Source organism: Pedobacter sp. B4-66, assembly GCF_018492665.1.
Taxonomy (GTDB): domain Bacteria; phylum Bacteroidota; class Bacteroidia; order Sphingobacteriales; family Sphingobacteriaceae; genus Pedobacter.
In genome coordinates, this window is the sequence record NZ_JAFVME010000002.1 from 150,511 (window position 1) to 162,539 (window position 12,029).

Here is a 12,029-nt window from a genome sequence, read left to right on the forward strand (position 1 = left end):
TTTTGAAAAATACCGCCTTCTTTTATTTAAGACCTTTTACTTACTTATAGCTTGGAGCCTGATTATTTGGATTCATACCTGGAGTATTTTTCTCCATAAAATGAGCGTCGATCTTAACAATAGCAACAATTGCTATAACCGTCATCAATACCAAAACCACAAGACCTATATAGTTTCTGTTCTTATCTTTCTTAATTAACCAGATTAAAAAGATGATTAATGGCACAAGCATTAAACCAAAGAAAACAAAACTCATCACACCCATAATTATACTTTTTATATGTTAAAACTCCATTCTAGATAAAGGTGCAACATCTTGTTCCACAAAATCCTTATTTAAATATTTAAAATGACCTGCAATAGCAATCATCGCTGCATTATCAGTGCAATACTGGAAAGCAGGTATATACACATTCCAATTTAGCTCCTCCGCTAAGGCAGTTAAACCTGCTCTCAGTCCACTATTAGCTGACACACCCCCAGCTATAGCGATCTCCCTAATTCCATATTGCTTTGCCGCTTTCTTTAACTTATTTAGCAATATGTGAACTATACTGTGCTGAACAGAAGCACAAATATCATTTAAGTTCTCCGAAATAAAGTTCGGATTCTCCTTTTCCTGATTCCTTATAAAATATAAAATGGATGTTTTAAACCCACTAAAGCTATAATTGAGATCTTTAATCTGAGGTTCTCCAAATTTATACGCCAGAGGATTTCCTCCCGCTGCATATTTATCAATAAGCGGTCCACCTGGATAAGGTAAACTTAAAATCTTAGCTGTTTTATCAAATGCTTCACCCGCTGCATCATCAAGTGTTTCGCCCACGATCTCCATATCAAAATGGCTTCTCACGACAACAATTTGAGTATGTCCGCCGGATACTGTTAGACAAATGAAAGGAAATTTAGGTTTAGGATCATCAATAAAGTGAGCCAAAATATGGGCGTGCATGTGGTTTACCGAGATTAATGGTAAATCTAACGCTAACGCAAATGACTTAGCAAATGAAACACCTACTAATAAAGACCCTAGTAACCCCGGTCCTTGAGTAAAAGCAACTGCATTTAGTTCATTTTTACTAACTTTAGCATCGCCTAATGCCTGTTGTATTACCGGAACAATATTTTGTTGATGAACCCTTGAAGCTAATTCAGGAATTACACCTCCATAATTTTGATGAATTGTTTGGTTTGCAATAACATTGGCAGTAATTTTGCCGTTGTTACATATAGCAACGGAGGTTTCATCGCAGGAAGATTCTATAGCAAGTATTACAGACACGTTTATTATTATTAAGCTACAAAATTATTAAAAAACTATTAAAAATACTTCTTTGGATCGTTGCATCAGTATTATTACTTGCTGGTGTCATTTTATTTGCAATCCAATTTAGGCCAGTTCAAACATTTGTAGCAAAAAAAGCGGCCGCATACTTATCTAAAGAGCTTAATACAACGATTTCCTTAACCGGCATATACATAAAACCTTTTAAGTATGTTGTTATAGAAAACCTGCTTGTTCTGGATCAGCAGAAAGATACTTTGCTAAATACGCCTAAATTTTTGGTAGATATCAATCGACTTTCGCTCAAAAAACGCATAGTTGACATCAATACTGTGCAAATTAATAATGGTGCCTTCTTCTTGAAGTCGTACAAAGATAGATCTACTAATCTTGATTTTATTATTGACTATTTTGATTCTGGCCCTCCCACTGTTAAAACTAAAAAGAAGCCATATAAAGTATCTTTTGATAGGGTTATATTGAATAACATGGATCTGAAGTACAAAAATCAGAGAGTCGACACCATTATAAATGGAGTTAACTTTGATGATGTTCATTTGACTAGCTTTAATGGGATCTTTGAAAAGCTAAATACTACAGATCATCTTCTTCAGGCCGACATCAAAAATCTTACTTTTAAAGAGAAGAGCGGCTTTTACCTTAAAAACCTTACTGCTTTTACTACTGTCGACACGAATGCTATAGAGTTAAAGAACTTAATGTTGGTAACCAACAAGAGTAGGTTATCTGATTACTTTCAAATGCGGTTTAATAAATACCGTGACTTTAGAGACTACGTGAATAAAGTAAGAATGAAAGCTAATTTTAAGGATAGCCATTTAGCCTCACGAGACGTTGCCTTTTTTGCTCCGGAATTGAATGATATGAACCTGGAAATTGATGTTGATGGAAAGGTTACAGGTTTAGTTAATAACCTTAAGGCAAAAAAACTATCCGTAAAAGCTGGAAAAGCAACTTATATAAAAGGTGACTTTATTGTAAAAGGACTACCAAATCTTAAAGAGACATTTATGGATCTTAAAATAGAGATGGCAGGGACAAATAAAGCCGACCTGGATGAGATACTAACAAGTACAACTGGAAAAAAGACGAAAGTGATCCCTGCTGTCATTGGAAAATTTGGGAACATCAACTTTAATGGCTCATTTACCGGATTTCAAAATGATTTTATTGCTTATGGAGAGTTTAAAACTAAGCTCGGCAGATTAGTTTCTGATGTTAACATGAAAATAGATAAGAAAGGGATTCCTTCTTACTCCGGTAATGTTAAATCATTCGACTTCAATTTAGGGAACCTGCTAGATGAGAATATGCTTGGAAAAATTTCGGCTTCTTTAAATGTACAAGGAAGAGGAACCGAAATAAAAAGTCTATCAGAAAAACTAAATGGAGATATAGAGTACATCGACTTTAATCAGTACCGATATAGGAATGTTAAAATTGACGGGACATTTGATAAAAAGTATTTTGATGGTCGCCTGAAAATTAATGACAAGAATGTTCAGCTTGTTTTTGACGGTGGAGTAAATTTAAATCCCCAATTGCCCGTCTTTAATTTTAAGGCCACAATTAACAATGCGAAGTTAAAAGCCTTAAAACTATACAAAGATTCCTTAAAGGTTGATGCTACATTTAGCACCAATTTCTCTGGAACTAACCTAAATAACATTCAGGGTAAACTTTTAATTCAACAAATTAGGTTAGATAATGTTAAAGGTATTTACAACATTGATTCCGTAGAGCTAAAAGCTGCAGGTATAGGAAAAGATAGAGACCTGACAATTCATTCGGATATCCTAGATGCCAGCTTAAAAGGACAATATAACCTGAACACCATTCCTTCATATTACAAAGCACTAGCGAAGAGGTATATCCCTTCTCTTAAAACTGTTGTTCTCCCCTATGGCGATCAAATCTTTCAGTTCAATCTGAAAATAAAAAGATTTGAACCTATTGCGGAACTTCTTGCCCCGGGCTTATCAATTGAAGATGAGGCAGTTTTTATAGGCAATTTTGACTCTCCAAACAACATTGCTACTTTAAATGGTTTCATAAAAAAACTAAAATACGATGGTATTACGGCAAACAATATTATCATTGACGAGAATACTTCTGCAAATCAGATTCAGGCAATTATAACTTCCGACAGGGTAGATTTAAATGATAGTTTGTACATTAAAAATGTCAACATCTCAAATATCCTTAGAAACGATAGCCTTTCACTCAACTTAAAACTTGCCAATTCAGATGATGCAAATCAACTGGATTTAAACGGTTTGGTAGAGTTTGCAAATGATACAACGGCTAGGGTTAGCATACTCCCATCCCAACTCACGGTGAATAATGAAGATTGGAAGATCCAGGAAAAAGTTAGAATTAACTTCCATGAAGGAAAAACAGAGATTACCAATTTTGATTTAAGCAATGGCAATCAATTACTCACGGTAGATGGAATTCTTTCGGATGATCCAAAAGATCTACTACTTGTTGGATTTAAAAATTTCAGTTTAAAAACAATAAATCCTTTTGTTAAAGCATATGGAGTTCAGTTAGCGGGTAACATCAATGGAGAAACTAAGTTATACAACATCCTAAAATCGCCTAAAATAACTGATAACATAAAAATTGATTCTTTAGCCTTTAACAGCACTTACATTGGTGATTTAACAGATACTTCATCCTATGATCGCACAAATAATGTAGCGAACATTTACACCAATATAGTCTCTTCCGACAGAGAAACTCTTCGCGTATTAGGAGCTCTGGATCTTGAGAAGAAAGAGATGGACCTGAACATCAACCTTGACAAAAGTGAATTGGCTATTTTGGAACCCTTTGTTAATGAACTTGTGTCTAATCTTAAAGGTCATATTTCTTCATCTCTAACTGTTAAAGGCCCTTTTAAAAAACCTGAAATCAACGGAGAGGTTTCTTTTGACAAGGGTGAAGTGACAGTTAACTATCTTAAAACGAGATATACATTAAACGACCGTGTAGAGGTTCAAAACAGCGTCATCGATATTAATGATTTGAAGTTGCTTGATGTTGATGGTAATCAGGCAATCGCAAATGGCACTGTTGACCTTAATAACATCAATACCCCAACCCTGGATATTGACATCGATGCTAAGGATTTCATGGCCTTGAATACTACCGAAAAAGATAACGCTATATATTATGGAAAAGCCTATGGCACCGGTACTTTTAGGTTTAAAGGCCCAACAAATAAGTTATTTATAGATATTAACGCCAAAACGGAAAAAGGTACTGTTTTTAACCTCCCTCTTAACAGTTCTGAAACTGTATCAAATAAAGATTTCATAACTTTTGTAAGCAAAGACACCACTAAGGTCGTAAAAAAAGCTACGAGTTTTGATGGTCTTACAATGAGTCTAAAACTTGAAGTTGATGCAAATAGTACAGCTAACATTTATACTACATTAGGAAATCTTAGTGGAAAAGGATACTCTAAAAACTTGGCGCTTAACATCAACAGCCTGGGTGATTTTGAGATGTCTGGTGACTATATAATTGAAACAGGAAGTTTTGATTTTACAGCTCAAGAGATCATAAACAAGAAATTTAACATTAGACAAGGTGGTACTATCCGTTGGACAGGAAACCCTACTACCGCGCAAATAAACCTAAAAGCTATCTACTCACTTCGTGCAGGACTTAGTGATTTGTATACTGCAGCTAATAGGGATGGCGGTAACAATGCTAATGAGCGCGTATTAACCGAGGTTGAAATGGGCTTAAGCGGGTCACTATTAAAACCTGACATCAAACTTGACATCTTCTTCCCTTCTAATCCTGCCATTAAAGAAGAAATGCAATCTTACTTTAATGATGACAACAACAGAAACCTTCAGGCACTTAGTTTGATCATAAGACGTAGTTTCGCTCCAGGCACAGGAAAAGAAGCGCTAGGTAAGCAATTAACATCGGGGGTTGCAAGTACGGCCACTGAGCTGTTGTTTAATCAGTTTAACAATGTTTTATCTTCACTTAATCTCGACTTCGTAGATATTAATATCCGTTCTTTAAGTGAAGCTAATGCTTCCTTCAGATTTTTTAATGACCGCATTGTTTTAAATGCCGGAATTGTAGATAAGCGCAGTACCAATGATTTATCGCCAATTGGCTTTACCAGAAATAATGTTGGCGGAGAGGTTGAGGTTTTAGCACTAATTAAAAAGGATGGCACTTTAGTGGGTAAGCTTGCCAATAAACCTCCCACTCAACAAAATACTTTCTTTAACACTGGTATTAGTCAAAACAACAATGTAACATCTTTTGGACTTATTTATAGTCAACAATTTGACAGTTTCAGGGAGTTCCTTCATAGAATAACGGGCAAATACAATCAAAATCTGAAAAAGAAAACTGAGGAAGAAATTTTGAAGAAAAAAGTAGAAGAGGAGAAAAAGTCAATCCCGGTTAATAAGCCCGCAGCAAATAAGGAAGCTGTTACTCCTGAAAAAAAGAGCAAAAAAAAGTAGGTTATAAATAACCTACTTTTTTTCTAGCCCTTCATTATTTGATGCCCCATCTTATCACGCTTAGTTTTAAGATAAAGCTCATTATGAATATTACTTTCTATTTCTATTGGAATGTTTTCTACAATCTCCAAACCATAGCCAATTAAACCGGCACGCTTGGTTGGGTTATTAGACATCAATCTCATTTTAGTGATGCCTTGTGCTCTTAGTATTTGAGCTCCAACACCGTAATCTCTTTCGTCTCCTTTAAAGCCTAATTTAATGTTTGCTTCTACTGTATCCAGGCCGGCATCTTGTAAGTTATATGAACGTAGTTTATTAACAAGTCCGATTCCTCTTCCTTCCTGATTCATGTATACGATTACACCTTTACCTTCTCTATCGATCATCTCCATAGCTTTGTGCAATTGAGGACCACAATCGCATCTGCATGATCCAAAAATATCACCGGTAACACAAGAACTATGTACTCTTGTTAATACTGGTTCATCTAAAGACCACTCTCCTTTACTAATTGCCAAATGTGTTGCACCAGTATCAATTTGAGTATAGGCAGTCATTTTGAAATCTCCCCATTGCGTAGGTAAGTTTACAGTTACCTCCTGTTCTATCAGACTTTCTTTACTTAATCTATATTCGATAAGGTCTTTTATGCTGATTATTTTAAGCTGATGTTGCGCTGCGATTTTAATCAGATCAGGAAGTCTTGCCATTTCACCATCATCCTTCATAATCTCAACTAAAACCCCCGCAGGTTCCATCCCAGCAAGTCGGGCTAAGTCTACAGATGCTTCAGTATGTCCTGAGCGTCTTAGAACCCCTCCATCTTTAGATCTTAATGGAAAGATATGTCCTGGTCTACCCAATTCAGCAGGATCAATATTGGGATCGATTAAAGCCTTAATAGTTTTGGATCTGTCGGAAGCAGAAATACCAGTTGTACAGCCATGGCCTCTTAAATCAACAGAAACCGTAAAATTAGTTTCGAAAGCGGCGGTGTTTTTTCCCACCATTAACTCCAAACCTAATTCATCACATTTTTCTTCTGTTAACGGCGCACAGATTAAACCTCTGCCGTAAGTTGCCATGAAATTTATCATTTCAGGAGTCGCATTTGCAGCAGCTGTAATAAAATCGCCTTCGTTCTCTCTATCTTCGTCATCTACAACAATAATAGCTTTACCCGCTTTTATTTCTGCAATAGCTTCTTCTATTGTATCTAGTTTGATTTCCATTTTTCTGAATATATCAATAATCAAGTAACATCATCAAGTTGCCTGATTAGTTAGTAAGATTTACAGTGCAAAGTTACAACCTTCAAATCCAATATCACGCTACAAACTATCATAAATAAGTAATGAATATTAGGTATTTACCTCAATTAGAGATTGTAAATGCTATTTTTTCTTTTTGAAAAGATTTATAAATACCTGTTTAAAATAACCCACGTCAAATAAAGCAGAATCAACAGTTGCCTTATAAGTTAAGAATGCACCTAAAGGCGACAGAATAAATATAGCCAACCACATTCCAAAGAAAGGAAGCAAAGAGCCTGTGGTAGCCGACTTTTCAGAAACCGTGGCTATAATGTGGTACAAAAGAAAAAATACTATTGCCATTACCACAGGTAATCCAAGTCCACCCTTTCGTATTATAGCTCCCAATGGAGCCCCAATAAAGAACAATAAAACACAGGAAACAGCCAAGGTAAATTTTCGTTGGTATTCCAGTTGGACCTTTATTATACTTCTGGTTCTATCTTCATAATCACCAACTCTACTGGAGGTCGCTTGTTTTACTGAGGTTGCTAAATCTAAAGCGCTTTGAACAATTGCAAGCCTCTGCTTTTCAGGAAATGTCTTTAAAATATCTCCTTTTATTTCTTTTGCCGGCACTTTAACTTTAGTGTACCCTTTCGCGTAGTTGTTTTGCCTATAGTAGTTGTTTACAGTAGCAGAGGCGAATTTATTTACGCTATCCAGCTCTTTCACTAAGGAGTCGCGTTTCTTCGTCAGACCCTTTAAATTTAGCATCTGAGTATTATTCCTAAAATCCTGTTCGTCTGTTCTGGCCATTTTAAAACTAGAAATATCAAACTTCTGGTCAGTTTCAGTAAATCGCATCCTTGTTAATTCCTGCCTTGGGTTGTTATAGGTATTACGGCCACTTGACTCTTCGTACCTTACGCCATTTTTTAGTTTCAGAAACAGGTACTTATCATTGCTATACATCTTACCTTCTTTAGCAATAATGATCTTAGCCATTCCATTTGTATTTGTATGATCATAAATCATTACATCATACAATGAAACCCCGTCGTCTCCTTTTTTGTTAACCCTGATAGAATAGCCAGGTATACTGTTATTAAAAACCCCCTCCTTAATTAAAAAGGATAGCTTTTTATTAGTTATATCCCATAAAAGCGATCCGTATTTCAAATTCGCCTTGGGTAGCATATAATCTGAAAATATGAAGGAGCTTATGGCTATACATATAATGAGGACAAAAAGAGGCCTCATCGCTTTCTGAAGCGACACTCCTGCAGATTTTATAGCAACCAACTCATAATTCTCTCCCAGTGTACCAAAAGTCATTATGGATGACAATAAAATGGACAAAGGAAGCGCCATCGACACATTTGCCGCAGAGGCATAATACATTAACTCTAATATAATGTACCATTCGAATCCCTTTCCTATTAAATCATCTACATATTTAAATAGGAAAAGCATTAACAAAATGAACATCACAATAAAGAATGTGACGAAGAAGGGCCTTATAAATGCTTTGAGTAGAAGTAAATGAATCTTTTTCAATATACAAATGTAGACAAAGCTATTGAAAAACTAGGCACCAATTACACTGTGCAGGTAGTTAATCTGATTATCCCAAATTAGTGTACGCTCGGCCAATGTATCATCAGTAGCGAAATCTGTTATAGAAAGTGCTACATCATTTGTCAATTCGTCTTGTACAATTTCCATCTCAAAATAACAGTGTGGCTCATCTTCGAGCCATTTAAACTTTACTGACTTATTTTCTTTAACACTTAGCAACTTTGCTTTCTGGACTTCATCGTCCCATGTAAATGTGTACATCTGATCTCTGAAAATCACATCATCGGCAAACCATTGAGACAACCCATTTGGCTCACTAATAAAACTAAATAAAATACGTGGAGACGACCTCAATTCATATTCTAACGTAAATTTTTTCTTTTCTGACATCGTTGAACACTTATATTCTGAATTATTAGACAATTTTTTTAATTTATATTTCTAAAGAAAAGTAATTTATTCTATATTTGCAACTCTTTAGAAAAAAGACGCCCGGCGGGGTAGCTCAGATGGTTAGAGCGCAGGATTCATAACCCTGAGGTCGGCAGTTCGATCCTGCTCCCCGCTACTTGAATAAAAGCTCACAGAAATGTGGGCTTTTTTACGTTTAAAGCCATTTAAACAGCATTTCATATAATAGTGCATTGAATTTTTCATTAATTCAATATACTAACAATAATCTATTACTTACGTAAAAACAAACTAAAATCGCTTGTCTTTGACGCATTAACTGACGCATAAGATTCAATACTTATTCCTTAAAAACAAAAAACGGGTTGCCTACAATTTCTATTTCCTTTATTTAGTAGATTTGAATTAAATGATAAATTATGGAAATTCAACACGATTCTTCAAAAGATATAGACTTAGCAGGATCTTCTGTAATCACCATGACGGAGATTTCTACTCCTTTAGGTCCGATGTTGGCCGGAGCGACTTCGGAAGGCGTCTGTTTATTAGAATTTACTAACCGAATCAGATTAGAAAAGGAATTTACTGATTTACAAAAATTGCTTAATGCAGTTTTGGTGACTGGAAGAAATCAGCACTTAAATCAATTAGAAGATGAACTCATTGAATATTTTCAAGGAAAGAGGAAAATCTTTTCAGTTCCCCTACATACGCCTGGTAATGAGTTTTCGCAAGCTGTATGGAGAACACTTCAAAAAATCCCATACGGGAAAACCTGGACTTATAAAGAACAGGCAGAAATGATGAACAATCCAAAAGCCATTCGCGCAATTGCATCTACAAACGGCAGAAATAGATTGGCAATTATAATACCCTGCCATAGGGTAATTGGCAGTAATGGGACTATGACAGGATATGCCGCCGGAGTCGACAAAAAGAAGTGGTTATTGAAGTTTGAAAGAAATAATTCAGAAATACAAGAAGGCACTTTGTTTTAACAACAAACGCATAGGCTATTTTGTCTGATACGTTGCTGCAAGTTTTAGTGCCTCATAAGCATTTGCAATACCTCCGCTAACACAAAGATCAGAGAAAGGTATACGAACAGTCTCACCTCTTTCATTCTTATACTTAACCTTCTGTAAAACCTTAGTCGCAGATTTCATTATAATCTCTCTTACCTGGTAAGGTTTAAGATCTGGATAATAGCTTAGCATTAAAGCTGAAAGACCTGATACAACAGGAGCTGCCATACTTGTTCCATCAAATTCTTCATATTTAGAACCTGGAACTGTAGAGTTAATCATAAACCCAGGAGCAAATACATCAACGTTATTTTTACCATAGTTAGAAAAAGATGCCTTCAAATTTGCATCATTTGCATAGGCACTGGCTCCAACCTCTATCCAGTTATTTGCATGTGGCAATTTGAATTTGGCAGTATCCACTACTACTTTTTTAATTATAGTATTGGCTCCTCCTCTCATAACGGGGCCTTGTGCCTGATTTTGATTTAATTTAATTGTTGCCAGTAGATCTTTCTTAATTGATTTTTTGTAAGCGATAGCTTCAGGTCCATCAAAGTATTTATTAGGATAGTTATCCTTCACATCAACATCCTCATTATCATTCCCAGCTGCATGCACAAGTAATACCCCCTTCTCTTCAGCATACTTCACGGCCTCATCAACAACTTCCTTATTCCATTTAAAGCCCTTACCAAAGCTCATATTGACAACTTTTGCACCATTGTCAACTGCATATCTGATTCCATTAGCTACATCCTTATCTCTTTCGTCACCTTCTGGTACAACTCTAATTGCCATTATACTTACACTATTGGCTACACCATTAATACCAATCGAATTGGCTCTATTAGCGCCTATAATGCCCGAAACGTGAGAACCATGTTCTGCATTGGGTCCTGCGACATCGTTATTCCCATACAATCGTTCTCTAGCATTCGTATAATCATCCCCAACCAGTTCTTTTCTTTGATCATACTTCACATTCAAATTATATTTAAGCATCACATCGTATTGCTTATATGCATCCTTCATCTCTTTGTAGAACTTATCAATACCCCCACTATCTTTAGAGCCTCCACGTATAATCTTCTTCACTTGCTCCTCATCTTCATTGTCGGCCACATATTTATCAATATCATCCAATGTAGGAATCTTTTTATTGTTTATAACAGCTACTGAATCCAGAACCTTATTTATCACACTTACAATTCCAAACGTGTAGTGAGCATCATTGTACTTTCTTCCAAATTCGGCATTCGCTTTAAGATATAAAGCATATTCTTCTTTTTGAGTACTATCCAATACGGTAGATCTTATAGTTGATACGTACTTTGGTCCATATTCCCTAAGTATCCTAACTAATTCAAGATTGTCATAAGCAAGATTACCATTTTTCGAACCTATAAAATTCCAGCCATGTATATCATCTACATATCCATTGCCATCATCATCGATCCCATTGCCTGGAATCTCCTTTTTATTAGTCCACAAAACATCTTTTAAATCTTCGTGATTTATATCAACACCGCCATCAATTACAGCAACAATTACATTTTGTTTAGGCTTTTTATCGCTTAGCAATTCTTTATATGCCTTTTCAGTACTTATTCCGAAATACCCATCAGCAACTAAGTCCAAATTATACCAATTAGGAGGAAGCTTAATATCTTTACTTTGTGAAAATGCAGATCCGCTTAAGATAAAGCTAAGTGCAAACAGCAATATATATCTTAATTTCATTAAAAGTGCTTTTATAAGATTAACGTAAAATACAATTATACGGTTTTATTGTATCTCTGATGAAGATTTAGCATTATTTAACACTAATATCATAACGAGTAGAGAACACATTTGATTACTATTGAATAGCTATTAAGAATAGTACAATCCAGTTATAAGATCAAACTGGCTATAAACAAGAAAACCCTGTAGTGATTAGCTA

Annotated in this window: 8 protein-coding genes and 1 tRNA gene; 3 read left to right on the plus strand and 6 right to left on the minus strand. The window is 35.5% G+C overall.

The window, feature by feature from the left end; all coding sequences use genetic code 11:
* Positions 1-40: 40 nt before the first annotated feature.
* Both J1905_RS04475 and tsaD read right to left on the minus strand, forming a co-directional pair.
* Positions 41-256 (minus strand): hypothetical protein, encoded by a 216-nt coding sequence (locus tag J1905_RS04475; RefSeq protein ID WP_250317995.1) that lies wholly within the window; start codon positions 254-256, stop codon positions 41-43.
* A 27-nt stretch (positions 257-283) separates the two neighbouring features.
* Complete coding sequence (gene tsaD, locus J1905_RS04480) at positions 284-1,285, minus strand: tRNA (adenosine(37)-N6)-threonylcarbamoyltransferase complex transferase subunit TsaD (RefSeq protein ID WP_214226040.1); 1,002 nt, start codon at positions 1,283-1,285, stop codon at positions 284-286.
* Positions 1,286-1,566: 281 nt separating this feature from the next.
* Here tsaD and J1905_RS04485 point away from each other — a divergent pair, with 281 nt between their 5' ends.
* Positions 1,567-5,811 carry a translocation/assembly module TamB domain-containing protein gene (locus tag J1905_RS04485; RefSeq protein ID WP_250317996.1) on the plus strand — a complete coding sequence of 1,415 codons (4,245 nt, stop codon included), beginning with the start codon at positions 1,567-1,569 and terminating at the stop codon, positions 5,809-5,811.
* 23 nt (positions 5,812-5,834) lie between these two features.
* Here J1905_RS04485 and J1905_RS04490 read toward each other — a convergent pair whose 3' ends face one another.
* The 3 genes from J1905_RS04490 to J1905_RS04500 all read right to left on the minus strand — a co-directional run bounded on the left by J1905_RS04490 (position 5,835) and on the right by J1905_RS04500 (position 9,038).
* A complete protein-coding gene (locus tag J1905_RS04490; RefSeq protein WP_214226041.1) occupies positions 5,835-7,046 on the minus strand; it encodes a bifunctional 3,4-dihydroxy-2-butanone-4-phosphate synthase/GTP cyclohydrolase II in 1,212 nt (403 codons plus the stop codon).
* Positions 7,047-7,208: 162 nt separating this feature from the next.
* Complete coding sequence (locus tag J1905_RS04495; RefSeq protein WP_214226042.1) at positions 7,209-8,627, minus strand: LptF/LptG family permease; 1,419 nt, start codon at positions 8,625-8,627, stop codon at positions 7,209-7,211.
* 30 nt (positions 8,628-8,657) lie between these two features.
* Positions 8,658-9,038 carry an START-like domain-containing protein gene (locus J1905_RS04500; RefSeq protein ID WP_173091943.1) on the minus strand — a complete coding sequence of 127 codons (381 nt, stop codon included), beginning with the start codon at positions 9,036-9,038 and terminating at the stop codon, positions 8,658-8,660.
* Between the two features lie 104 nt (positions 9,039-9,142).
* Between J1905_RS04500 and J1905_RS04505 the strand changes: the two genes are divergently transcribed.
* A tRNA-Met gene (locus J1905_RS04505) sits at positions 9,143-9,216 on the plus strand.
* A gap of 262 nt (positions 9,217-9,478) precedes the next feature.
* On the plus strand, positions 9,479-10,057 hold the full coding sequence (locus tag J1905_RS04510; RefSeq protein WP_214226043.1) for a methylated-DNA--[protein]-cysteine S-methyltransferase: 579 nt from the start codon (positions 9,479-9,481) through the stop codon (positions 10,055-10,057).
* 15 nt (positions 10,058-10,072) lie between these two features.
* On the opposite strand, the gene J1905_RS04515 is transcribed toward J1905_RS04510, so the two are convergent.
* A complete protein-coding gene (locus tag J1905_RS04515; protein WP_214226044.1) occupies positions 10,073-11,827 on the minus strand; it encodes a S8 family peptidase in 1,755 nt (584 codons plus the stop codon).
* Between the last annotated feature and the right edge of the window lie 202 nt (positions 11,828-12,029).

Coding starts and splice junctions, on each gene's coding strand:
- J1905_RS04500 (WP_173091943.1), bottom strand. CDS start 9,038: ATGTCAGAAAAGAAAAAATTTACGTTAGAATATGAATTGAGGTCGTCT.
- J1905_RS04510 (WP_214226043.1), top strand. CDS start 9,479: ATGGAAATTCAACACGATTCTTCAAAAGATATAGACTTAGCAGGATCT.
- J1905_RS04475 (WP_250317995.1), bottom strand. CDS start 256: ATGAGTTTTGTTTTCTTTGGTTTAATGCTTGTGCCATTAATCATCTTT.
- J1905_RS04490 (WP_214226041.1), bottom strand. CDS start 7,046: ATGGAAATCAAACTAGATACAATAGAAGAAGCTATTGCAGAAATAAAA.
- J1905_RS04515 (WP_214226044.1), bottom strand. CDS start 11,827: ATGAAATTAAGATATATATTGCTGTTTGCACTTAGCTTTATCTTAAGC.